The sequence below is a fragment of the Nostoc sp. ChiQUE02 genome, from assembly GCF_034531305.2.
Classification (GTDB): domain Bacteria; phylum Cyanobacteriota; class Cyanobacteriia; order Cyanobacteriales; family Nostocaceae; genus Nostoc.
Window position 1 is genome coordinate 43,891 of sequence record NZ_JAVRBN020000037.1, and the last position, 24,922, is coordinate 68,812.

Sequence of the window (24,922 nt, forward strand, 5' to 3'; positions counted from 1 at the left end):
GCCTGGATAGGCTGATAATGGTATAGAGAGCCTTTACAAACGCGAGTTTATGTGCGTTTGTCTAGTCCCTGAGTCGGAGATGGTATTAAAACGATAAACTTACCCTAGAGTGGTTACTTAAAAGATTATTTATTTGGATTGTTTACGATTATTCATAATAAATTAACATAATTTTCCCATCAACAAACCAGCAGTTTTACTCTTCACAATAATTTTGCGATCGCGATCGAAGAGAATAGAGCCACAGACTGTACTTCCTGTGCCCCTTTGGCTATGGTTTTGAATGTATTCTTGGGAACGAACATCAATGGTTTCGGCGATCGCACTGTAAACTTGATTTACCCAATCACTACCAGTTGCAGTATCTAGGGATTTTAAGTGTGTTAGTGCAGCTTCCGCAGTCGCACTGTTAAACACAGCTTGGATATCTGGTGATTTTAAACCAGCGATCGCACAGTGCGCTGCCAAAATTTCCCGGCGTCCATCAGCCAAGTAGTGATGGGTGTGAAAAATCCCTCCAGCCAGTTTCATCAGCTTGCCGTGATAGCCAAATAATAAGATTTCTTTCACGCCCAGCACATCAGCTTCTACTAACATTGGGCCAAGCCAGTTAGCAGTTTTGACCAATTGCTCAGGATTAATCCCTAGTTTATGCGCCAAATCTAGGCCATTCTCTCCGATACAGAATACTAAACTTTCAAAACGACTGGCTTTATTTTGTAATTCAGCCCGAAAAACTGCAAGCTGATCTGGTGTACTTAAGGGTTGAGAAATGCCAGTAGTGCCTAAAAGGGAAAGTCCTTCAACCACACCAAAAGCAGAATTTGAAGTTCTAACAGCAAGCGATCGCCCTTCAGGTAGAATAATCGTCACCGTGATTTTTTCCCCAGATGCTAGCATCCGTTGCAGATTCTCTTGCAACAGCCTTTGAGCGTAGGCATAAATAGCAGGCTTGTTGTCAGCATTTAATTGCCTACCAATTCCTTCCCCGCCTTTAATAATTACTGCTTCCCCTGCTTCCCTCCACTCCACCAGCGCCCAAATCGGTGTATCTTTAGTCAAATCGAGATTATCACCAGGATCGCTGCGAGCGATCGCTAAAGCTGTATTCTCAGATAGTCCTGCTACCTGTTCAATTGGGATTTCTGCAATTTGAGCGGGTTCAATCAGATCTACAGATGCTAAAGTTAGGGGTTGGCGATCGCGTAACCAGTGTAAAGCTGCAACAGCAGCAGCGCACGCAAATACCGGGAGAGTGTATCCAGAACGGGACATTTTTTAAATTCAAAAATCAAAATAATTCTTCAAAATTGTTCGCGCAGCCTCTCGTAGAGAAGACAGTTTCAGAGGGCAATTTAGACCTCAACTGTAGCTTACTACCTTTAGGGTGCAGCAAATAACCTCTCGGCGTTCGGCTGCAACGCCCTGTTAGCCTTCGTCTTGAATCGTAATTAATTCGGCTCATCAGACAACTCTCCGTTGGGTAAAATTTGGAATTCAATCTCTTCGTCATACCCAGCAAAGATGTATACATTACGAGTCCTATTATCAACGCAAATGAGGTATAAAGCATGATATACGTCAGTTGATAGCTAATACGATACAAACTTGCTACTTGAGCAGCAGTAGGCATTTTACTTTACTTAATTACACCAAAATTACGAATTACGAATTAGTAATTAGCTAAACACCTACTTCTGATAATAGAGCTTCCATAGCTTCCCAAGAAATTCCTTGTTGAATGTAACGGGGTGCTTCAGGATTATAAGGACTGGCTACTCGGTCAATATTGAGGATAATTGCCCCATCCGGCAGAACTGGTACATCTGCATCAAATGCCGTGGGACGCATCAAAGAACTGGAAAAGCCTTTGAAAATCGCAATTGTATCTTGCTCATCGGCAATTTCCACCGTTACAAGTAGGACTTCTTGGGGGCGTTTAGCAGTGTATTGTTCCAGTCGCTTGCCAATGGAATTCATTTTTTTAAGAGTAGGGGTAGGGTGGCGGAGTGGCAGTTACTGTGGTGTGGCTGAACGTCCCTGCTTGCCCAACTTAATCAGAACAAAATAGCTTAAGTAAAGCACATAAATTACTAAACTAGTTATACCAAGAAAACCTAAGAACTCAGCCTTGCTATTAGCATGGAAATATTCTTTGAATAGCAACGGAGCCTCGAACCAGACGCGACAATAAGGAGTCTTCAGTACATTGCCAGAAAAGGCACAGCCCAAAAAAGGGATAAAAGCTAGTGTACCCAAAATACAATAAACAGTCGTAGCCCAACGCCAAGAGGTGAAAATCAATTTCAAAGAGCTACTGGTTTGATACTCAATTTCATCGTTAAGATCCACCCAAAACCACAGCGAAATCGGGATCAAAATCCGAGCCATCAACCCAGAAATAAAACTAACTGGATACTGGGCAATCATTAAGTAAATCGTGATTGCCACTAGGCTTGCTACTCGCCAGTATATAGTTAATAAGCGTTGTATGCCTTCCGCTTTTTGCACAAATGCCCAAATCAGAAGAATTAGCGGAATAATTACCAGGAATAATACTGCCAGTCGGTAATCAATCCAGACGAAAGGGCGAAACCAAATATTATAGTCCATAGTTTTTCTCAAACAATAAACAAGAAATAAGTTACCAAGAAATAAGTTACGAGTCAGAATTAATCAAGTGGGGTTTTATACCACTACCTGATTGTAGTTCGCTTAATAAGGCAGGGCTATTAAACTCTTTTATTCAGGAGTCAGTCGGACTCCAATTCATGCTGAATTCTGACTCCTGAATTCAGCATGAATTCTTCTTGATAATAGTTTAATCAAAGCACAAAGCTAAGTAGTTAGACCCAATACTGTACTAATTAGTTATGATTCCCATAGTCATTTACGATTTCACAAAATTTATACTAACCTTCTTCCATCAGTCCTGGAAAAATTAACGAATCGTTTCAGCCAACAAAAAATTAAGGTTTTATCCCAAAGTGACGGAAGAGGGATAAGTAAAGTCGGCGAGAAAAATTCCATGTATATGAAGAAATATAAATTAGCCGTATGGGAGCCACTGCGTTGAGCGGGTTTCGCGGGTTGTAGCAAGGGCGTTGTGTTATGCCGTAGTTTATACGCACCTTGGATTTTTGACCTTTCGGCTTCGCTCAGGGTTAACAGTGAGCGAAGTCGAACTGTTGACGGTGCGGCGCTTGGCGACAACACACCCTACATTAAAATTCCTTAACATAGCTGGAAATATTACCACCGACTTACTTACAAACTTGTAGGGGCGTACATCTGTACGCCCCTACAGGCAATTCATTTGTTGTTTCATTTTTAGAAAATATATTACAAGGTGAAGTTTTGTAATCCCGATTTTTTGGGTGTGAAGGTTTCCTTTTAAGATAAACAAATCTTCAAAGTTTAACTCTTAGACATTTCTAAAGGCAGATATTTCACCAATTTTCTACCTTTTGGAGAAAATGATCAAACAGGGAGAGCAGGGTTTTAGACGGGGGGTGGCGTAAAACTGCTACATCTAAGTAATTTAGAAGACATGGAGAACGGTAACACACAGATAACCCATGTTTAGAGCCGCGTCTCCCAAAGAGAGAAGCTTCTTGATTCAAATAAGGAATTTTTTATCAGGAAAGAATTAAGGGGGATGGGGCGACTCTTGGCGTTGCTCCATCCCCCACTCTTCGCATCTTTTTTGGTCAATCGTTAGTTGCTTGCTGACCAAAGCAAAAGACAAAAATTCACTCGCCTCAATTTCTAGTCGTCATAAACCCGGCACTCAATTGCATCTGGGTTGTCATCACAATACTGTTCTAGAGAGTTTTTTGGCTTACTTTGGCGTTTGTGGGAAGCTTCGGCTTGCAATTCTTCTACTGCATCCCAAGCAGCTGCACACTCTGGTGAGTTGCTACCGTTAATATCACAGACAGTACGCGCTTGTTCCACTTCTTCTTGGATTTTTTCTTGGATGTCGCTCTTTGCTGTTTCTTGGATGTTGGTCATTGCTTTAGTCTCGTTGTGTGTTGTTAATACTAGTATAGAAAAACTTCAGAAATGGCAGTTTTTAGCTTGATTACTAACCATTCTAACCATTTAGCTGATCATAAGTTAGTGTTTTAGCCTATTGATTTATAACCAATACAACAAATTAGCGCATCTATAATGCATTTACCTTTATTTTTTAAGATTTTGTGGAATCGGTACCATAGATAAATAATCATACAATATATTTAGATGCAATGTATTAGGGAATGACAACCCCAGCTTCTTGGGATGGAGGAGACAAAGGGCTGGCGTCAATTCTTGTAAGATGCAATTTTTCCCAAAATAAAAAATCAAAACCTACTAGCCTAAAAAGAGAAAGAAGCTCAAAACTCATGGCAGACCAAATGCAGTGGGCAAACGCCCTATCAACCCGTCATTCTTTGGAAGCCGCTGTTACAGATGTGGTGGAACGAGCTGTCTCATCGTTAACAGCACCTGCGGATCTAGGACTGGTATTCATTTCGTCTGCTTTTACGAGTGAGTATTCCCGACTGTTACCTTTGTTAGCTGAGAAACTTTCTGTGCCAGTGCTAATTGGTTGTAGTGGTGGAGGTGTGATTGGGACTACAGGTAGCGGAGAAATCCAAGAACTGGAAGCTGAACCAGCTATTAGTCTGACTTTGGCGCATCTTCCAGGGGTCAAAATTCAAGTATTTCATGTTGTTGCTGAAGAATTACCAGACTTGGACAGTCCACCAGATGCTTGGCTTGATTTGATCGGTGTGCCGCCATCACCAACACCCCAGTTCATCTTGCTGTCTAGTTCTTTCGCCTCTGGAATCAACGATTTGTTGCAGGGGCTGGATTTTGCTTATCCAGGATCGGTGATAGTGGGGGGACAGGCTAGTGGTGGGGGTATGGGTGGTCGTGTTGCCCTATTTTGTAATGATGCCTGCGGTGAAGAACACCAAAGTCTGTATCGTGAGGGGACTGTTGGTATAGCTTTGACTGGCAATATTGTTTTGGAAACGATTGTAGCCCAAGGATGTAGACCGATTGGCAAACCATTGCAAGTCACAAAAGCCGATCGCAATATTATTCTGGAGTTAGATGAGCAAGTACCTCTGATGGTGTTGCGAGATTTGATTGCTAGTCTCAGCGAACACGAACGGACTCTAGCACAGCATTCTCTGTTTGTTGGTGTGGCAATGGATGAATTTAAGCTGGCTTTGCAGCAAGGAGACTTTTTAATTCGTGGTATTCTTGGGGTCGATCCAACTGCTGGGGCGATCGCAATTGGCGATCGTGTCCGTCCTGGTCAAAGGCTGCAATTCCACCTCCGCGATGCCCAAGCCTCTGCTGAAGACCTAGAATTACTCCTCCAAAGTTATCAACACCAACGAGAATCTGAACCCTCTGCTGTAGCTGCCTTAATGTTTGCCTGTCTGGGACGAGGTGAAGGACTGTACGGTAAACCTAATTTCGATTCTGAACTATTTCGGCGGTATCTCAACGATATTCCTGTAGGTGGCTTTTTCTGCGGCGGTGAAATCGGCCCTGTTGGTGGCAGAACCTTCTTACACGCCTACACTTCAGCATTTGGAATTTGTCGCCAAAATCAGTGATGAATGCTGAGTGTTAAATCACGTCCTAACTTTTAACTCTTATCCAGCAAAAGTGTGCTGTTATTATCAATCAGAGTCAAGGTTCCACTAGTTGGGATGCTTGGGTTGGGCTGTGATGCACTATATGTCTCAATGTAGCGCCGTACTTCTAGGGGGAAATGAGGGTAATCTAACACTGCATCTCCATCGGCAATAGTTGCCCAGAAGTCTCGCAAACTAGGAGCTAATTTTTTTGCCTGCGATAAGGGTAAGTTTAATGGAGAGTGAGTTAGTAGCTTGATTAGGAAGGGGAAAGAGCGATCGCCCATCCACTGCCGCGATGACTGTTGCAAGTCGGGGAACTCAGGTACTGACTCTACGCGATGGGATAAAATTTGCAACGATTCTTTACCTTGGTTATCCCGATGAAACTCTAGCACCCGATAAGGGTGAGGATAGCTCACTAAAGAACCAGTGGTAATATCATATACTCCATCTGAGTAAGCAATATCCTGAACGTGCAAATGCCCCGTAAACACTAGCTTGACTCCGTAGCGCCTCAGCAGGTGCAACAGTTCTGCTGAATTCGCCAACATGTACCGATTTGCCAATGGATGACTCGATTGATTGGGCAAATGCTCCACCACATTATGATGCACCATCACCAAAACTAAGTCATCACCAGATGCCGCCAGCATCTCTTCTAGCCACCGTAGCTGTTTGGCATCCAAACAACCCACTTGCTCCCCCTGGTCATTAAAGGAGTTAGAATTCAGTCCAATCAGCTTAACTCCAGGTAGCAACTGACGAATGTAGTAAATCTGCTGTGGATCGTCATAGCCAAACTTTGTGTAATAGTAGGGAAAATCTGCAAAAGCAATTGATTGCTGATCAGCCAACAACACAGGAACGTCATGATTACCAGGAACAACATAGACGGGAAAAGGTAGCTGGGCTAAACATTGTTGCAACCAGGCGTGGTTCTCTGGTTCGCCGTGCTGGGTTAAATCTCCTGGCAACAACAAGAAATCTAAATCAAGTTGTGTTAAATGTTCTAGTACACTTTTAAATGCCGAGATACTGACTTCCACCAGATGAAACCGACTGGGATGATCCCAGATTGTGTGGGGAAGTGCCAGGTGTAAGTCGCTGACTACCGCAAAGCGAAAATTGAGAGTCATTGATTTATGAAAATGTTAAAAGCAGTGGTTAAAATAAGCCTTTTCCCAAAAGTATAACCCTTACTTTCTCTCCCTGCTCAGGAGTGCGTCTACTTAACATTTGTATACATGAAGCATCGATTATACACTATGGTGACAATTGACTTAAGGGCTAATGATAAGCATTAATATCCAAGAATTATCGGAAATTTAATTGCGAAGAATTAGTAATCAATGCTCGAAGAACTGGGTGATGACTTCTCTCTGCACGTAAACAAACAATTAATGGGTAATAATTCAATAGTGTTAGCGGCACGAAATGCGATCGCGTAGCTCATCGTAGATACCACTTTGTTTTCTGCTACTCCCCTTTTCGATAAAATAACTTAGCAGATCGGTAAGGAACAGGTTCAGAATCATGGCTCAAGCTAGTATTGGGATTATTGGTGGTAGCGGTCTGTACAAAATGGACGCGCTCAAAGATGTCGAAGAGCTGCGAGTCGATACTCCTTTTGGTTCACCATCTGATGCTTTGATTCTAGGGACTTTGGATGATACACGAGTAGCTTTTTTGGCGCGTCATGGTCGCCATCACACGCTTTTACCCTCTGAGTTACCGTTTCGCGCTAATATCTATGCGATGAAGCAATTGGGTGTGGAGTATTTAATCTCAGCTAGTGCTGTGGGTTCCTTGAAAGCAGAAGCAAAACCACTGGATATGGTGGTGCCAGATCAGTTTATCGATCGGACAAAAAATCGAATTTCAACGTTTTTTGGTGAGGGAATTGTTGCTCATATTGCCTTTGGCGACCCGATTTGTAAGAATTTGGCTATTGTGTTGGCAGATGCGATCGCATCTCTAAATTTACCAGAAGTTACTCTCCATCGCGGCGGCACTTATGTGTGCATGGAAGGGCCAGCTTTTTCTACTAAGGCAGAATCGAATCTTTACCGCAGTTGGGGTGCAACAATCATTGGCATGACGAATTTACCAGAGGCGAAGTTGGCAAGGGAAGCGGAAATTGCCTATGCAACCTTAGCGCTGGTGACAGATTACGATTGTTGGCATCCAGATCATGACAGTGTGACAGTGGAATTGGTGATTGGCAATTTGCTGCGGAATGCTGTGAATGCTCAAAAGGTTATTCAAGAAACTGTGCGGCGGTTGAGTGAAAATCCACCACCGAGTGAAGCGCATTCGGCGTTGCAGTATGCGATTTTGACTCAGTTGGATAAAGCACCAGCGGCGACGAAGAAAAAGTTAGGGTTATTGTTGCAGAAGTATTTGTAGTATTGGTGATGAATGAGCGATGTCTACGACGGGCTGTAACGCTCGACGACTCGCTAACGCTCGCTATCAGTGCCGCACCATCATAAGATAACATCTGTGAAGATTTGTACAACTGTTCGTTCTGTGAATTAAGGCATGAGGTTTTTACTGATATAACTGGGATAATTGTCAGTAGTTAGAACAAAAAACTGACCAAACCCTAATCAGTGTAGTATGACCGCAAATAGCATTAAGCTTATCATCGCCTTCAATGACCCTGACTTGGACGCGGAAGAAAGGGACGAACAGGTTCAACGGCTAATTACTGAACTCAAGCAAATTGACGAGGTAGACGCAGTTGGTCGTGTTCTTGATCCCAGCCCACCAGAAGGCAACAAAGCATTAGGCGGGTTTCTGGTGGGTTTGTTAATGGCTGAGGTAAATACAGCCAATGCGAAAAAGTTGATGGGATTTCTGGGCGATCGCCTCGGTGGTAAACCGATTGAACTGTCTGTGGAAGCTAACGGCAAGAAGCTGACAGTAAAAGCCCACAGTCGGGAAGAACTAGAAGCCGCCATCAAAGCAGCCCAAGATTTTATTGCAGCATAGACAGAAAAACATGGCAAAGGTAGCGTTACTGATTGGCATAAGTGAATATGAGCCTGGGCTGAATCCTTTACCTGGATCGGTTAAAGATGTGGATGCTATGCAACGCGTTTTGGCACATCCGGAAATGGGAGACTTTGCCGAGGCAGACATCACATTGCTGAAAAATCCGCAGCGGCAAGAGATGGAAGATGCAATCTATCGGCTCTTTAGCGATCGCAAAAAAGATGACCTGCTGCTGCTTTACTTCTCTGGTCATGGTATCAAAGATGAGAGTGGCAAACTTTACTTAGCGACTCGTAGCACCCGTAAGGACAGTAGTAGCAGACTAGTCAAACCGTCAGCCGTAGCTACCGCGTTTCTGCATGAAAGCATCAACGAAAGCCGATCGCAGCGACAGGTCGTTATTTTGGATTGTTGCTTTAGCGGAGCCATTGCCCAAGGCATGACTGTGAAAGACGATGGTGCTGTCAATCTTCAGGAGCAGTTGGGTGGTAAAGGACGAGCAATTCTGACTTCTTCGAGTACAACTGAATATTCTTTTGGACAAGGAGCTGAAACTTCGATCTACACTCGATACCTGATTGAAGGCATTGAGAAAGGTGCTGCCGATCAGGATGAAGACGGTTGGATTTCAGTTGATGAATTGCATGAGTATGCTAGTGCTAAGGTGCGTGAGACTGCGCCAGCAATGACACCTAAGTTTTATCCCACGGAAGAAGGATATAAGATTTTTCTAGCGAAATCTCCTAAAGATGATCCTAAATTGAAGTATCGTAAAGAAGCTGAAAGCCGCGCAGGCCAGGGCAAATTTTCTATCTTTGCGCGTAAGATATTGGATCGAAAACGGATTGAATGGGGACTATCTATTGAAGAAGCTACTGCTATAGAAAATGAAGTACTACAGCCATATAGAGAATATGAACGCAATCTAAGGGAGTATGAGCAAGCATTAATTGAGGCTGTAGGGATTGAATATCCCTTTAATGAAGACGCTTCTAAAGATTTAAAGGATTACCAGAAATCTTTAGGACTTCAAGATGAAGACGTTGCTTCAATTGAACAACGGGTACTTGCCTTTACAAAGGCTGTAGAACTAAAGACTACTCTTGGTAGAGAGGGTCGTGTTATTTTAACTTCTACCTCTTCAATTCAATACAACTTTGTCGAAAAAGATTCAAATTTACTTCCTTATACTCGTCGCTTAATTGAAGGTATTGAAACGGGAGAAGCAGATTTGGACAATGATGGCTGGATTTCAGTTGATGAGTTGCATGAGTATGCTGCTAACAAAATCACCGAAGCTTTTCCGGCTATGACTCCTAAATTCTTTCCAATTAAAGAGGGCTTTAGAATTTTAGTAGCTAAATCTCCTAAGAAAACGAGCAAAACTAAGGTAACTGGCAAAATTGCTCTGTTAATTGGAGTTAGTAAATATGAACATGGAAATGATTGGAACTTACCATCCCATTGTGGCAAAGATGATGTTGCAGCTTTGGCAAGGGTCTTACAGCACTCAGCTAAGGGAGATTTTGAAGATGTTCAAACGCTAATCGATCCAGAACCCACTCAAATGCAAGAGGCAATCGAAATTCTCTTCTCGGAAGCTGATAGAGGTAATTTACTTCTTCTATATTTTGCAGGTCTTGGAGTTAAGGATTCCAATGGAAATTTTTACTTTACAACTCGAATTACCCGGAAAAACTCACGAGGTGATCTTATAAAAGCAACAGCGGTTTCAGCAAGTTTTATACACGAAGCTATGCAGAGTAGTAAAGCAAGAAGGCAAATCATTATTATAGATTCTGCTTTTAGTGGAGCCTTTGCTAGAGGACTTTCTGCTGAGTAGTAAATAAAAAGTGTGATCGCCATCGTTATACTCGTAGAGTACGTATAGCAGGAAAGATTTGAGTAAAACCATAAGTGCCCAAATCATCGTTACCCTATCAAATGAGGTTGACCAACCAGCCGAGCACCTTGCACTATTAGCCAACCACCATGTTGTAAGCATTTTGTTAAAAATGAAGACGATTGAAACAGGCAATTCTCGTAACTATTTGTAAAATTGCGATCGCCAAAGCATAGATTTACAGTGCGATCATCTCTCAGTACTGCTTTAATTCCACAAAAATCAGATAAGACTGATATATCTAAGGTAAATAATTTTCATCTAATAATTGTACAAGAGTGTAAGGACACTTTTCTAGAAAAATAGTTAAATCGGTTTTAATTTTCACAAAATCAACCGCACTTTGATAAATATTCTCTAAATCATCCTGTAACTTGTTTATTAAATTTGTCGTTAAATGATTCTTTAAGTCATATCTAAAGGTTTTTACTTCTCCAATCCAATGACGATAGTTTCTTTCATATTCTACCTGCCAATATTGGAGTAACAATATATGAATAATAATTTGCCTTAAAAGACTTTTAGCTTTAGCTAAATCTCTTTTTCCCAAACTGATTAATTCCTCAATTAAGTTTTCTAAATCAAGTTGGTTAAACTGTTTTTGTTTTAATAATTCAATAGTTTCTTCTAACCATAAATTCTCATCGGTTTCATACAGTTGCTTTAAGTTAGTAGTAATTGTCATATTTTTACCTTCTACCTACATTCCATAACTTAATCATATATTTCCTAACTGACTAACTGCATCAAAAAATCTTCCCCTCCATTTGATATCTTAATAATACATAGTGCGATCGCCTCCTGAACCACGCACGCTTCAAATTGCTTGACGCTTCATAAATACTACTATTATGACTTTTTTGGCGAACCCCTGAGACACTGTGAATTTCGGGTGTGTTGGGTTAAAAAAGAAACATGAAAATCATCAAACCCATCACCAACTGGTTAGAAACCCGCGCCAGTGCCCCTGCTTATGGCGGTTGGGTACTAGCAGCAACCGCTATTTGTTTTTTTGGAGCTGGTATCAATACGATGGCTGGTTGGCTGTACGCAATTAGCGGTATCAGTTTTGCCCTTTTGGGTGTAGCAGCCATCTTACCGCCGCGATCGCTCACAAATCTATCCATCACCCGCCGTCCCATGCAACCTGTGTCAGCAGGTGATGATCTGAGGGTGGAGTTAGAAATCCGCAATCAGACACAGCAGCCTGTAACTTTATTGCAAGTCGAGGATATACTGCCCTTCGTCTTAGGTAAACCAGTACAAAAGGCAATCGAGACAATTCCTAGCCAAGGTAGTTACCGTTGGGTATATTACCACCCTACCCAGCGCCGGGGCGTTTATCGCTGGCACACAGTCGAACTGGGTTCTGGTGCGCCTTTAGGATTGTTTTGGTGTCGCCGACAGCGTGATTGTGCTGCTACAGCGATCGTTTATCCCACAGTGTTACCTTTGGCTACCTGCCCCTTAGTAGACGAAATGGGGCAAGAAGAGAGCAAAAGGGGCGATCCTCGTGGTAAACCCTTGCAGACAGCGACAGCGGGGCTGGTGCGATCGCTCCGTCCCTACCGCATCGGAGATCCTACTCGTCTGATTCACTGGCGGACCAGCGCCCGTTATGGCGAATTAAGAGTCCGGGAGTTAGAAATGGTTACAGGTGGACAAGAAATAGTTATTGCCCTTGACAGTGCTAGCAATTGGGAAGAAGAAAACTTTGAGCAAGCAGTAATTACCGCAGCTTCACTGTATTTTTATGCACAACAAGAGCAATTACAGGTGCAACTATGGACAGCATCAACAAGTTTAATTAAAGGCAATCGCTTCGTTCTAGAAACCTTAGCAGCAACTACAGCCCTAGAAGATGCCAGTTCAGTAGTTCCTAAAAGCTATCCCTTGATTTGGCTAACTCAAAACCCCCTGAGCCTTGCTACTCTTCCTCAAGGCAGTCGCTGGGTTTTGTGGCAAAATATTTCCTCACCAGCAGAACAACAGGTAATCAATTGGGATCATTCTGGTATAATTTTGCAAAGCGATCGCGCACTACAACCCCAACTGCAAAAAACATTACGTTTATAAATTGCAGGAATTAGTCAAGAGTTAGAAATTCTTCCCCTGCTCCACGGCAGTTGCTCTACTTGGGGAAACCCCATCGCGCAGCGTCTCGTAGAGAAGACCGCACTGCCTCCCCTGCTCCTCTGCTTCCCCTGCCCCCTGCCTCTTCCCCAGTTCCCACTCCCCACGCAAGTTAAGCTTTTGCGAGTTCTGAGATTTTTTCTGATCCCAGCACACCAGATACATCAGCCTTTGAGCAAAAGTAAAACAACTTGAGCAGGTAAGGTTGGGGAAATACACCCAGTAATCCCCACATGAGGCTGAGGTACAATGCAAAGAAATATTTAAATTATGAGCGACATGATCACATCAGAACATAACACAAAATCCAGCGATAAAAGCCTAGAGGCAATGCGGCATTTTTCCGAACAATACGCCAAGCGTACTGGAACATACTTCTGTTCTGAACCTTCTGTTACCGCAGTTGTGATTGAAGGACTAGCCAAACATAAAGACGAACTAGGTGCCCCTTTATGTCCCTGTCGCCATTACGAAGATAAAGAGGCTGAGGTTCACGCCACATATTGGAACTGTCCTTGTGTGCCAATGAGAGAACGCAAAGAGTGCCATTGCATGTTGTTCCTCACCCCTGACAACGAGTTTGCTGGAGAAAAACAAGACATCTCTCTCGAAACAATTAAAGAAGTACGAGACAGCATGGGATGAGCGAAATCATGCCCCAAGAGTTTTGGCAAGGCGTAGAACAGTTCAATTCTGGTCAGTTCTACGCTTGTCATGACACTTTAGAGGCTTTGTGGATTGAAGCTGGCGAACCGGAAAAAACCTTTTATCAAGGAATTCTCCAAATTGCTGTGGCACTTTATCATTTGGAGAATCGTAACTGGCGAGGTGCAGTAATTCTATTGGGAGAAGGCAGCAATCGCCTACGCCGTTACCCATCTAGTTACGGTGGCATTGATGTAGATGAGCTATTGAGTGAGAGTGCAGTGTTGTTGACGACATTACAACAAATGGGGCCAGATAAGATTACATCTGGAGACTTGGGTAAAAATCAAGTCTTATCTTTGCCTAGAATTGTGCTAACTACTGATTAGTAAAATTTACTCAGGTGATTTGGATTAGTGCTTGGGGGAAAACTTTCCCTCTGCACCTGCTCTATACCTCTTTTCCCCCATACCTTACCTAGTGATGAGCTGAAGCTGGGAAAGTAGCTGCAATATTATTCGGCAGAATACCTAATTTTTTGAATAACTGCATTTTGAGCTTGGATGTTTGAGGGTAGATTTCGGCATTCCAAATTTTCAGATTGGAGTTTCGAGTTCAAATAAGTTAAGCTGTAGTGCATTTCGTCCCAATTACCTGAAACCTTGAGGTTAGGTGTAGCGTCACTATTTCAGCCAGTAGTTATCCTAAATCACTCCAGATTGTATATTTCATATCTGGATAAAGTACTTGAGATAATTGTGCGATTCGTTGATTAGTGAATCACGGTGAAAATCCGTACATAACTAATCCAACCTCAACCCAGAAATCTGGAAACAGGTTGAACTCTCGGTCAGATGTAGGTGAAAGTCCTACCATTCAGACTCAGAATTGACTCCTTATCTGCCCACACCGAACAAGCTCGGTTCTTGTAGAGTGAAGCTGGGAACAGGGCGCAATCAGACAACCGTTACGGGTTGACACTGGCGCTAACAGGGAGTTCCTATGATGAAACAGAGTCTAGAAAAGCGACTTATCGGGAAGCAGGGCGTAACAACCAAAACCCTGACTTCATTGGAGATTAATCCCGCCGAATTGGATCATGATATCGGTAAGAGTCTAGGGAATCCAATGGTCGAATTGACTACATCTAACGGAACAATCAATCTCTCCGAGGGAACGAATAAAAACGAATTGTGGGTCTAGGGGCAGTCGAACCCCAAGTAGACTAGACGAGTAGATGAACTCCCACAATTCGGGTAGGACGCAACGTAATTGTTGCGAGGTGTTCAGAATACACAAACCAGAGAAGAGAAAATGATTAGACACAGTTATAAAACTAGTGAATCTTGGAGAGTTTTACCGTGGAAGAAATTCCGCCGTAACCTTTTCCGCCTTCAAAAGCGCGTGTATAAAGCTGTTCAAGTTGGAGACAAGCGGAAAGCTAGGTTACTCCAAAAGCTTATTCTAAAATCTACCTCGGCTCGATTTCTTGCAATTAGACTTGTATCTCAGCTAAACGCTGGTAAAAAGACGGCTGGTATTGATGGTAAGAAATCCCTCTCATTTGAAGAACGCTTCAACCTTGAAGAATTACTAAAAATGAATAGTGGAAATTGGAAGCATCAAGGACTAAGAGAAATCCCCATCCCAAAAAAGGACGGGACTACCAGAATGCTTAAGATACCTACCATCGCGGATAGAGCTTGGCAATGCCTTGCAAAATATGCACTTGAACCAGCACACGAAGCTACTTTCCACGCTAGAAGTTACGGGTTTAGAACTGGGCGCTCTGCCCACGATGCACAAATTTACATCTTCAACAACCTCTGCTTCCAAAGCAATGGAATAGAAAAACGAGTAATCGAACTCGATATTGAAAAGTGCTTCGATAGGATTAACCACTCAGCAATAATGGACGAACTCATTGCCCCCAAAGGCTTAAAACTCGGAATATTCCGATGCCTTAAAGCAGGAGTCAACCCAGAATTTCCTGAACAAGGAACTCCACAAGGAGGAGTGGTTAGTCCATTATTAGCAAATATTGCACTCAATGGAATTGAGAGTATACATAGATACCACGCCAATTACAAACTTGGCAAACGTATCACAGACAACACTCCAGAAATAAGTATTGTCCAACCATCAGTCCGATACGCGGATGATATGGTTATTATACTCCGACCTGAAGATGATGCGATAAAGATACTTGAAAGAATCAGCGAGTTTCTCCGCAAACGCGGAATGAATGTAAGCCAAAAGAAAACCAAAATTACCGCCACGACAGATGGATTCAATTTCCTCGGCTGGTACTTCAAAGTCCAGAATAACGGAAAGTTTAAAAGCACTCCCTCAGTGGACAACTTCAAAGCATTTCGTAAGAAAGTAAAAGCCATCGTTAACAACTCGAATTATGGTGCTACCACAAAGGCTGAGAAATTAGCCCCGGTAGTCAGAGGTTGGAGAAATTACCATAAGTTCTGCAAGATGAACGGGTCGAAAAACTCGTTATACCACATCGAAACAAAAGCTTACACGGTATTCAACAAGGAAACCAATCAAAACCGCTACTCTAGCAAGAAATTACTAGACAAAGCATTCCCAAAAGTTTCCTACTCCGAAAACAAACACGTCATGGTTAAAGGAACCAAATCCCCCTATGACGGAGATACAGCCTACTGGAGCGAACGTAACAGTAAACTCTATGACGGCGAAACCTCTAAAGCTCTCAAGAAGCAAAACCATAAATGTGCCTCCTGTGGTCTAAAATTCATCGATGAAGAAAAGGTACATTTGCACCACATCGACGGAAATCACGCCAACTGGAAAAAGAATAATCTAGAAGCAATTCATGAGAGTTGCCACGATTATTTGCACATGAGCAAAACCACAAAGTAAGAACATCGGAAGCTGGGTGCGGTGAAAGTCGCACGCCCAGATTTAATTGAGAGGTGCGCGGGATAATACCCGCCATCGACTCAACCAGAATACAAGCTTCAATCCTGAATCCCAAACTGCTATGATGCCCTGCTATCAATTGCCTTTATCACAGATGCGTCGCTTTGGATTAGCTTTAATGCTGCCAGCTGCACTCTTGGGCGGTTTTGCATTCCCTACCCAGATGCAAACCGCTACTGCACAAACATCTGGAGGAAATCGCCCTTTGACTATCCGTGCTGATGTGCAAGAATATGACGCCAAGAGTCAAGTAATTACCGCTCGCGGTAATGTGCAAATGTTGTATCCTTCTCGCCAGCTTCAAGCAACATCTGCTCAAGCACAGTACTTTAGTAAAGAACGTCGAATTGATTTCACTGGTAATGTCTATATTTTGCAACAGGGCGGTAACAGTATCCGGGCAGAGAAGGTAACCTATTTAATTGATGAAGGGCGATTTGTTGCCTTACCCCAATCCAACCGTCAGGTAGAATCCATCTACATGGTGGAAGAATCAGATAATAATGGACAATCTGCGACACCTGCTCCACAGACACCAGCATTCAAGCGTTCTAATTAGCATTTACCTCCAAGAAAGGGTGCCTCCAGGGTGAAAATCGTTTTAGAGAATATTCACAAATCTTACGGCAAGCGAGTAATTGTCAATCGTGTCAACCTTTCTGTTGCTCAGGGCGAAGTCGTTGGTTTACTAGGCCCTAATGGAGCTGGTAAAACGACGACCTTTTACATTGCCACAGGTCTAGAAAAGCCCAATCAAGGAAAAGTTTGGCTGGGTAATCTGGACGTTACGGGAATGCCAATGCACAAAAGAGCGCGACTGGGTATTGGTTATCTAGCACAAGAACCAAGTATTTTTCGCCAACTCTCGGTAGAGGATAATATTCTGTTGGTACTAGAGCAAACTAATGTGCCACGATGGGAGTGGTCAAGACGACTCAAAACTTTACTGCGGGAGTTTCGGTTGGAAAAATTAGCTAATAGCAAAGGAATTCAACTTTCTGGTGGTGAGCGACGGCGGACGGAATTAGCAAGGTCTTTAGCTGCTGGACAAGAAGGGCCAAAATTTTTACTTTTGGATGAACCATTTGCTGGAGTTGATCCGATCGCAGTCTCAGAAATTCAGCAAATTGTCGCACAATTACGCGATCGCGGTATGGGAATCTTAATTACAGATCATAATGTCCGCGAAACCCTGGCGATCACCGATCGCGCTTACATCATGCGTGAGGGACAAATCCTCGCTTTTGGTGCTGCTGACGAACTCTACAGCAACCCCCTCGTGCGGCAATATTATTTGGGGGATAACTTTCAAGTCTAAATTAACAATTATTTAGTTAATAATTTCACTGGCTATTTTTATATTTCATTTTTAAGCATAAATTTATTTATATTTATTAATTCATTTGATTCTGGTTTCTTAGCTATTGAGAATTTAAGTTTGATACTAAATACAATAGATACAGCAGTTTGCAATATTAAGTGAGGTACAAAACCTAGACTTCAAAACCAGATATAAAGACTGTTTTACTCCTGCCTCCTGCTCTATACTTTGCTTCACCAGGGTTGCCAATATTTAACTTTTCAAGTTGCTTATGATATCAAAGAAGCTCACGTCTTTCTACAGTCTCCATTCGCTGCTGCCTTTTACGATCATGGATCGCTACCTTGGCAGCGAATTGTTAGCGCCGTTTTTCTTTGGTGTCGGAGCTTTTTCATCAATTGGCGTCACCATTGATGCTGTATTTGACCTCGTCAGAAAAATTGTAGAATCTGGGCTACCCATAGATATTGCTATTCAAGTTTTTTTGTTAAAGTTTCCCAACTTTATCGTTTTAGCCTTTCCCATGTCTACGCTGCTGGCTACTTTGATGACCTACAGTCGTCTTTCTAGCGAGAGCGAACTAATTGCCCTGCGTGGTTGTGGGGTGAGTGTTTATCGCATGGTGCTAACTGCTGTGATGTTGAGTCTTGTGGTTACAGGAATGACGTTTGTGTTTAACGAACAAATTGCACCAGCAGCCAATTATCAAGCGGCGATGACTCTGGAAAAAGCCCTGAAATCAGACAAGCCAACTTTTAAACAGCAAAATATTTTCTATCCTGAATACCAGGATGTTGTCCAGCCGGATGGCTCTAAGAATAGGATATTGACACGCTTGTTTTACGCCGACCAGTTTGATGGTAAGCGGATGACAGGATTGACGATTATAGATCGCTCAACAAAAGGTCTGAATCAAATTGTGGTATCCGAATCTGCCCAGTGGAATGCTTCTCAAAATGTCTGGGATTTTTATAACGGTACAATTTATTTTGTCGCTGCCGATCGCTCCTATCGCAACATCGTCAGATTTGAACAACAACAGCTGCAATTACCCCGCACCCCATTAAGTCTGGCAGAAAAAAGCCGGGACTATGGTGAGATGAATATTTCTGAAGCCCTAGATCAACTACAAGTAGAACTTCTTGGTGGCGATCGCCAAAAAATTCGTAAACTCGAAGTACGGATTCAACAAAAAATCTCCTTGCCCTTTGTATGTGTCGTTTTTGGTTTAGTAGGCGCAGCGATGGGAAGCATACCCCAGCGGACGGGGAGAGGCACAAGCTTTGGGATTAGTGTCGTAGTAATTTTTTCGTACTACTTAATTTTCTTTATTAGTGGTGCGATCGCACAAGCAGGTGTCCTCTCTCCCTTTATGGGGGCTTGGTTGCCCAACTTTCTTTTTTTGGGAATAGGTCTATTCTTATTGATACGAGTTGCCAAACGATAAATTGAGAAAGCAGGGGGCAGGAGGAATAGGGGGAAATGAAGAAGGAGAGGGCAAGAGAGAGAATAAAAAATTACCTCTTCCCCCTCTGCTCCCTGCTCCCTGCCTCTTTCCTCTTCATCCCCCCACCTCAATTACGGGTGATAATTTCGACATTCTGGTGCATCTGGATTTTCCTTGCAGTATTCTTCAAAAGAGACTTTGGCTGATACCATACCCTCAGATTTCTGATGAGCTGCTTCTGCCTGGAGTTCTTCTACCTCATCCCAGGCAACTGCACAGGCTTTAGAATAAGCACCTTGTTCAGTGCAAATAGCACGAGCCTGCTCAATTGCTTTTTGAATTCTCTCCTCCAGCAGTAGCGCTTTTGGCGCTTCCACAAAGTCGCTTTTGGTCAAAATGTCGGTGATCGAGATGATACCCAACAGCTTGCCTTGAATCACAGGTGCTCGATGAATACCAGTGTTAGCAAATAACCGCGCTACATATTCCACACCCAAATCAGGATTGACCACAATGCAGGGCTTGCTCATAATTTCATAAACTCGCACTTGCTTTGGGTCTTTACCGTAGGCTGTTATCTTATAGACAATATCCGTTTCTGTGACAATGCCATAAGCATCATTGTCATAGCGGCGATCCACAACCAGCGCCCGCAACCCTTTATCTTTCATCAGCCCCACCGCTTCAGCAACTGTTGCCGAACCGCGAATGGTAACTACGTCTTTGGTCATGATATCTTCAGCTTTCATCATTGTTGTAGTCTCCTGGTTAATAGTCCGGTGCAGCACAGCGCCCTTATGGACGTATCGAAGCATTGCAGCGCACAGTTTGCTAACTAGAAAGTAAAAAAAGTTGAACTTTTGTCCAGCTACAACAATAAATTAGACCAGTTGTCAACTCCTGATGTTATCCAATGTGACCAATGCCTAAAAACTAAGCATAAATTGCGATAACATTCAGTTAATTAGCAAATGATGAATGGGAATTGACCGGGAAGGGGAGGTGATAACAAGGAGAATCCTCTTCGCGTTATATTTTGTCTCGCCTTTTGTCAATCAGTTAAAATACTCAAAATATTCTGAATAATGATAATTGTGCAGAAGTCCTGCTCTTGTTTGATTATTATTTAAAAGCTCTAAAAGACCCCCACTAAATTAAAGATTTTTTATTTTTCAATTGCCACATTTTCCAGAAATAGCTAGAAATCCAATTGGTAATAATGTGAGCGACAATCGGCACTAATAAGTTGCCCGTAAGCAGGGCACTATATGCAAATATCATCCCGACAATTGTTGCCCAAATCACATAAGGCCATTGTTGGGAACCGCTAAGATGCAAGATGCCAAAGCAAAGACTGGATACAATTACAGCCGTAAGATCAGAGCCTAAAGCTGGCAACATCACACCTCTAAATAATAATTCTTCACTCAACCCCGGTAGTAACCCCAGCCAAATTAAGTCTGGTAAAGCTAAAGGCTTTAGTATCACTTCTAAGTAATAGTCTGCACTTTTGCGATAGGCAGTCCAAAGGCGATAAGTTAAGCCACTTAAGGCGGTGATGAGGAAACCTAACCCTACGCCTAACAGCAATTCTCTTTGGTTCAAGTCCCAAGAAAATAGGGAAAAGTTGCCAAAGTATAACGAAAGTTTGGCGACTATCAACAAAATGATTGCAGTCGCTCCCATCGCCCCAAGTACTTGGATGCGCGTCAGGTATGGAATTTCTGGCTCTTGCTTTTGTTGTTCAATCACGGGTTTTTAAGGGGAGAGGGGCAGGGGACAGGGTGCAGGGTGCAGGGAGAGCAGGGAGAGCAGGGGAAGAATTTCTAACTCTTGACTAATGGCTACTGGCTACTGACTGCAAAGGTAATAATTTGGGACGGAGAGCGGAGGGATCGATGCCTGCTTTGTGTGCTGCTAATACACCCACTGCTTCTAAATATGAGTTTACCTGTATAGATTTGATCCCCAACGGTTGGGGAGGAACTTTTATCAGAGTTTTATTTTCTTCTACTGTAATTATTTGGCATTGTTTTTGGCTTAAACTCAGTAAGGCGCTGCTGCCACAAGCAGTTGCAGGTACGATCGCAGCATCCACTTCATCTACCCAAATATCTTCTTGGCTATATATGCTTAACCCCTTATCTACTATAAATTGTGGGGCACGACTTAATCCTACAAGGACGCACGGCAAAAAGGTATAGCCTAATTCTTCGGCGGCCGAACGGGGAGATAAATCAGGTTGTGGAGGTTCGCTCAAAAGGGCGGGAGAATGGGCGCAAGGAATTTGAAAGGTTCGCACTAGCAAATGGCTAATTACGGCTTCTGCACCCGCTAGAGAATCGACGCCTTCACCCTGGCGATATTTTTGTACTGCTTCTTCATCCATATCATCGGGGAAACGGGCAACAACTGCGATCGCTTCTGCCCCCGCTTTTTTAATTAATATCTCAGCTGCTCGTAACAAGCTATCCGGGTTGCCAATTGTTCCCCAACTAGCCCCCGATGCTGTAGTCCGTAATTCTACATTTAATGGTGCATCAGTAATTACATAATCTGTTAAAGTCAATCCCAGAGTTGCTCTGGCTGCATCGGCTGCTTGTATATGTCGTAGTCTTAACTCTGGCTCAATGGCTTGGTCTAAAAGCAAACCTACTTTGTTAGTGCGAACTGGACGTAAACCCCAGCATCCAGAGGCGAATTTGTCAAGTCCATAACCTTCAACATAGAAAGCGTTTGGGAGATTCCAATATAAACTTGCGCCATTAAGGACATTGGGATGAGTAATTAGGCGATCGCAAACCTGTGCTATAACTTTGGCAACAGGTAAAGCATCTCCTGCATAACCCCCAATGGCAGCCCCAACGCCAGTTGGTACAATTAAAATCGCAGTGTATGGACGTTGCATATCGAGTTAGTTATTCCCTGTGCTTGATAGCTTACTTGATATCCATCCTTTATCTATACTCAAAACTGGTAAAAATCGTACTTTTTTGCGCCTAAAATGGAGCTTCTTAAGCTTCTCCTCGTGTAAGGGGAAGGGTTTGGAGACGAGTTCTATATAAAGTTCAGTTTTCAGCCCTTTGCAATATAGCTAGCTTTGCTCCTCTAGTTTTTTAAAATAGAAGTAACTCTCCAAAGCGCTGGTCGGTCTTTTGCGAATTTAGCAAATCCAAATACAATAGGTTCAAATTTATAATTTTGCTGTTTTGCTAATTCCTTAAGCCATTCCTTTCTAGGACTATAGCGGTATAAAAAAACATCGCTAAAGCGCTCTAATTCTTTTACTGGTGGCAGGTAAACTTTAAATATACTAGAAGGTTGAATTGGACAGGTAGCGCAGTGAGGTTGAAGGAGAATATGTACATTTGGGTTAAGTGAATAGCTTAAAGATAAAAGATGACCCACTGCTGCATCGCTAATTAAAAGAGGATAAGTTGTCTGATTAATAATTTTTCCAATAGCAATATTTTCGCCATTATGATTTTTGTTATACCAAACTGTCGCTTGAGAACTGACAGCACAGGACAAGATACTTCCCGAAACTAGGATAACTAAGAGTAATTGCCAAAATTTTTGATGCCAATATCTTAACGAAGAATTAGCTAAATTTATTCCTAGCAAGTAAGCAATAGCTAGTTGCACTGCTAATAAACTAGGAATTATGTATCGTGCTTGTACGGAGCGCATTCCTCCGAAAATCAAATCTGGCACCATTAAAGGCAGTGTGGTAACGCCAGCCAGCAGAATAATCAATAACCAAACTGATATGGGTGTTTGACGACAGAGGCAATAAAAAGCATATACAATCAAGACTAACAACACTCGATGCACATAAAAATCCCAAGGTTCTTGATTAATATCAAAAAAGATCCGACCAAGGTGTTGAATCCAGATATCTTTAAGTTCTAAGATATTAAGGCTGTGAATGAATGTCCAATTAAGGCCTTTCTTGGCTTGAGATTGATTAACCATCGCAACCCAAACCCAAGGAAGAAAAATCATAAAGCCTAGCAGAGATGCTACAAGGTAATTTTTGAGAATATTTTGATGGCGAAACCTATAGATAATCATGACATAAAGACCATGAGCGATCGCCACCAATCCAGCCAAAAGAAACGTATAAAGGTTTATTACTAGAGTAAGTGTATAAATACCCCAACTAATTCTAGTTTTTATTCGTATTGCCCACAGTAAAGCTGCGGTTGAAAGTAAAGTAGTTACAATCCATAGGCTGTATTGTCTCGATTCCTGAGCGTAAAGCACATGAAATGGCGAGATCGCAATTAGTCCTATCGTTAACCATGTAGGCAACTTTGAAGCGAAAATGCCTGTTTCAACAAATAGCTCTTGACACAGCCAATAAGTGCATGGGAATACTAGCAGACTAAGGAGTGCAGGTAATAACCTAGCTAATGCTACTGAACTACCAATACTCTGGAACCAAAAATTTGCCAAACCGTAGTATAGTGGTGGATGCTGCGGATCTTCCTTGGCTAGGCTTTCCACTACATCAATAACGCTTCTTGTTCCATCAGGATGCTGATATCGCTGAAGTTCCTTTACACTAACTATTGACTTTCCGGAAAAGTGTTGAACAACTTCTTCTTCGGTATAACCAGAAGCTCGCAGAGATGTTATGGCATCATCATACCAGTACACCTTATACTCAAGGTGAGTAAAACGGAAAAATATGCCCAACAGTAGCACAATAACGAGGAAAAAACGCAAGGAAACCTCCTCTTTTATGCTCAATCAATTACAAATCAAGTCATGTTATTGACTATTGGATTTTGGATTTTTCCTTCAATCCAAAATCCAAAATTTATAATTTAATGGCTCTTAACTCTTGACTGTAGTCACCACAGCTTCAACTGTAGCTTTTTGTTCGTCAGCATCTACAGAAGTAATTGCCCAACGCAGAGGTTCGCCTTGTTTCTTCAACTCTGTTTCAATTACTTCTAGTAACTCTGCGGGAGTTTCTTGTAAATCAATTTCTGCGGTAATAAAATGAGTTGTCATTTTGGTAAATCCTGTTGATTTGTAGTTTCTAGAATAGCTGATTTCATCGCAGATGAAATACTTGTGTAATTTATCAGATTTGGTAATCTCCGTGAACAGTTATTCAGTTATGAATAATCATCCGATATACTGATAACTGTTCGCTGATTATTTGCCTTTGCCAAATTGTAACTGATAAAGTACATCTTCTTTTTCTGTCTGAATTTTCAAATCAGAAAGGGGTTTGGCAATACAAAGCAATACGTAACCTTGCTTTTGCAAATCTGGACTAACGCCCATACCATCAGTTTGATCCACAGTTCCCTGGCTTATTTGACCGGCGCAAGTTGTGCAGACACCTGCATTACAAGAACTCGGCAGTTCCAAACCAGCAGCATCGGCAACTGATAAGATCGTTTCATTTTCAGGAACTTGCAAGGTATGAATTTTGCCTTGGTGATCAATTTCTACGGTGTAAGTTTTGGGCATATACAAAAGAAGCGTGATGCAACGGACAAATTTATTAGTTTATCTGAATTAGTTAAAAATATCCAGATGTTACTATAAAAATTTTTAACCCTAACTCAACCGTATTGAATTGCGAATTGCGTTAGCGTAGCTTGACACTCCCCGCGATAAATCGACGGGGATTCTTGAATCTAAGACATAACTTGCTCTTGCAGGTTTGCACCAACAAGAGTAGAGGTTTCATCTCCGCAAGCGTTGCCTACGTCTAGCGCAGAGGTTCCGATATGCCCTACCGTACCCAATCCTCGACTAAGGATATTTCTAGCTGCATTTTCATCACGAGCCATCACACAACCGCACCTACAAACGTGGGTTCGAGTAGATAGTGTTTTCTTAACAATTTCACC

At 42.4% G+C, this 24,922-nt stretch carries 24 protein-coding genes and 1 pseudogene; 11 read left to right on the forward strand and 14 right to left on the reverse strand.

The annotated features are described in order from the left end of the window. Positions 1-162: 162 nt before the first annotated feature. From cbiD to RM347_RS27685, 5 genes are all read right to left on the reverse strand, one after another. A complete protein-coding gene (cbiD, locus tag RM347_RS27665; RefSeq protein WP_322719101.1) occupies positions 163-1,275 on the reverse strand; it encodes a cobalt-precorrin-5B (C(1))-methyltransferase CbiD in 1,113 nt (370 codons plus the stop codon). Between the two features lie 176 nt (positions 1,276-1,451). Beyond that, positions 1,452-1,559: a DUF6888 family protein gene (locus RM347_RS27670; RefSeq protein WP_416211906.1), complete on the reverse strand. Its 108-nt coding sequence runs from the start codon at positions 1,557-1,559 to the stop codon at positions 1,452-1,454. Positions 1,560-1,683: 124 nt separating this feature from the next. Further along, positions 1,684-1,980: a hypothetical protein gene (locus RM347_RS27675; protein ID WP_322719102.1), complete on the reverse strand. Its 297-nt coding sequence runs from the start codon at positions 1,978-1,980 to the stop codon at positions 1,684-1,686. Between the two features lie 36 nt (positions 1,981-2,016). Then, positions 2,017-2,613, reverse strand: a complete 597-nt coding sequence (locus RM347_RS27680) for a DUF3177 family protein (RefSeq protein ID WP_322719103.1) — start codon at positions 2,611-2,613, stop codon at positions 2,017-2,019. 1,155 nt (positions 2,614-3,768) lie between these two features. After that, a complete protein-coding gene (locus RM347_RS27685; protein ID WP_322719104.1) occupies positions 3,769-4,014 on the reverse strand; it encodes a Calvin cycle protein CP12 in 246 nt (81 codons plus the stop codon). A gap of 374 nt (positions 4,015-4,388) precedes the next feature. Here RM347_RS27685 and RM347_RS27690 point away from each other — a divergent pair, with 374 nt between their 5' ends. Then, positions 4,389-5,621, forward strand: a complete 1,233-nt coding sequence (locus RM347_RS27690; protein ID WP_322719105.1) for an FIST signal transduction protein — start codon at positions 4,389-4,391, stop codon at positions 5,619-5,621. 32 nt (positions 5,622-5,653) lie between these two features. Here the strand turns inward: RM347_RS27690 and RM347_RS27695 are convergent, their stop codons facing one another. Then, entirely contained in the window at positions 5,654-6,781 is a 1,128-nt protein-coding gene (locus RM347_RS27695; protein WP_322719106.1) for a metallophosphoesterase family protein, read from the reverse strand. Positions 6,782-7,178: 397 nt separating this feature from the next. On the opposite strand from RM347_RS27695, the gene RM347_RS27700 reads away from it, so the two are divergent. From RM347_RS27700 to RM347_RS27710, 3 genes are all read left to right on the forward strand, one after another. Further along, positions 7,179-8,051, forward strand: a complete 873-nt coding sequence (locus tag RM347_RS27700; protein WP_322719107.1) for an S-methyl-5'-thioadenosine phosphorylase — start codon at positions 7,179-7,181, stop codon at positions 8,049-8,051. A 213-nt stretch (positions 8,052-8,264) separates the two neighbouring features. Continuing rightward, positions 8,265-8,639 carry a hypothetical protein gene (locus RM347_RS27705; RefSeq protein WP_322719108.1) on the forward strand — a complete coding sequence of 125 codons (375 nt, stop codon included), beginning with the start codon at positions 8,265-8,267 and terminating at the stop codon, positions 8,637-8,639. Positions 8,640-8,649: 10 nt separating this feature from the next. Further along, positions 8,650-10,485, forward strand: a complete 1,836-nt coding sequence (locus tag RM347_RS27710) for a caspase family protein (protein ID WP_322719109.1) — start codon at positions 8,650-8,652, stop codon at positions 10,483-10,485. Positions 10,486-10,786: 301 nt separating this feature from the next. Here the strand turns inward: RM347_RS27710 and RM347_RS27715 are convergent, their stop codons facing one another. Beyond that, the gene (locus tag RM347_RS27715) at positions 10,787-11,230 is read right to left on the reverse strand and encodes a DUF29 domain-containing protein (RefSeq protein WP_322719110.1); all 444 of its coding nucleotides are present in this window, start codon (positions 11,228-11,230) and stop codon (positions 10,787-10,789) included. A gap of 230 nt (positions 11,231-11,460) precedes the next feature. Between RM347_RS27715 and RM347_RS27720 the strand changes: the two genes are divergently transcribed. The 7 genes from RM347_RS27720 (at position 11,461) to RM347_RS27750 (ending at position 19,046) form a co-directional block, all read left to right on the forward strand. Next, complete coding sequence (locus RM347_RS27720) at positions 11,461-12,621, forward strand: DUF58 domain-containing protein (RefSeq protein WP_322719111.1); 1,161 nt, start codon at positions 11,461-11,463, stop codon at positions 12,619-12,621. Positions 12,622-12,957: 336 nt separating this feature from the next. Next, the gene (locus RM347_RS27725; protein WP_041565931.1) at positions 12,958-13,323 is read left to right on the forward strand and encodes a ferredoxin thioredoxin reductase catalytic beta subunit; all 366 of its coding nucleotides are present in this window, start codon (positions 12,958-12,960) and stop codon (positions 13,321-13,323) included. Next, positions 13,320-13,712, forward strand: coding sequence for a DUF309 domain-containing protein (locus RM347_RS27730; RefSeq protein ID WP_322719112.1), 393 nt, complete (start codon positions 13,320-13,322; stop codon positions 13,710-13,712). Before RM347_RS27725 ends, RM347_RS27730 begins: the two co-directional genes overlap by 4 nt. 925 nt (positions 13,713-14,637) lie before the next feature. Next, positions 14,638-16,218: a group II intron reverse transcriptase/maturase gene (locus RM347_RS27735; RefSeq protein ID WP_322719113.1), complete on the forward strand. Its 1,581-nt coding sequence runs from the start codon at positions 14,638-14,640 to the stop codon at positions 16,216-16,218. Between the two features lie 121 nt (positions 16,219-16,339). Continuing rightward, positions 16,340-16,837, forward strand: a complete 498-nt coding sequence (locus RM347_RS27740) for an LptA/OstA family protein (protein WP_322719114.1) — start codon at positions 16,340-16,342, stop codon at positions 16,835-16,837. A 30-nt stretch (positions 16,838-16,867) separates the two neighbouring features. After that, entirely contained in the window at positions 16,868-17,596 is a 729-nt protein-coding gene (lptB, locus tag RM347_RS27745) for an LPS export ABC transporter ATP-binding protein (protein WP_322719115.1), read from the forward strand. Between the two features lie 334 nt (positions 17,597-17,930). Continuing rightward, positions 17,931-19,046 (forward strand): LptF/LptG family permease, encoded by a 1,116-nt coding sequence (locus tag RM347_RS27750; RefSeq protein WP_322719116.1) that lies wholly within the window; start codon positions 17,931-17,933, stop codon positions 19,044-19,046. Positions 19,047-19,177: 131 nt separating this feature from the next. Here RM347_RS27750 and RM347_RS27755 read toward each other — a convergent pair whose 3' ends face one another. From RM347_RS27755 to RM347_RS27785, 7 genes and pseudogenes are all read right to left on the reverse strand, one after another. Next, positions 19,178-19,798 carry a CP12 domain-containing protein gene (locus tag RM347_RS27755; RefSeq protein ID WP_322719117.1) on the reverse strand — a complete coding sequence of 207 codons (621 nt, stop codon included), beginning with the start codon at positions 19,796-19,798 and terminating at the stop codon, positions 19,178-19,180. A 397-nt stretch (positions 19,799-20,195) separates the two neighbouring features. Then, positions 20,196-20,798, reverse strand: coding sequence for a CPBP family intramembrane glutamic endopeptidase (locus tag RM347_RS27760; RefSeq protein WP_322719118.1), 603 nt, complete (start codon positions 20,796-20,798; stop codon positions 20,196-20,198). 85 nt (positions 20,799-20,883) lie between these two features. Continuing rightward, positions 20,884-21,954 (reverse strand): DUF3326 domain-containing protein, encoded by a 1,071-nt coding sequence (locus tag RM347_RS27765; RefSeq protein WP_322719119.1) that lies wholly within the window; start codon positions 21,952-21,954, stop codon positions 20,884-20,886. 200 nt (positions 21,955-22,154) lie between these two features. Beyond that, complete coding sequence (locus RM347_RS27770; RefSeq protein WP_322719120.1) at positions 22,155-23,777, reverse strand: glycosyltransferase family 39 protein; 1,623 nt, start codon at positions 23,775-23,777, stop codon at positions 22,155-22,157. A gap of 111 nt (positions 23,778-23,888) precedes the next feature. Further along, the gene (locus RM347_RS27775; protein WP_322719121.1) at positions 23,889-24,068 is read right to left on the reverse strand and encodes a hypothetical protein; all 180 of its coding nucleotides are present in this window, start codon (positions 24,066-24,068) and stop codon (positions 23,889-23,891) included. Positions 24,069-24,215: 147 nt separating this feature from the next. Continuing rightward, positions 24,216-24,536: a 2Fe-2S iron-sulfur cluster-binding protein gene (locus RM347_RS27780; protein ID WP_099103835.1), complete on the reverse strand. Its 321-nt coding sequence runs from the start codon at positions 24,534-24,536 to the stop codon at positions 24,216-24,218. Between the two features lie 170 nt (positions 24,537-24,706). Further along, positions 24,707-24,922: pseudogene (locus RM347_RS27785) on the reverse strand (RNA-guided endonuclease TnpB family protein); the annotation flags it as partial.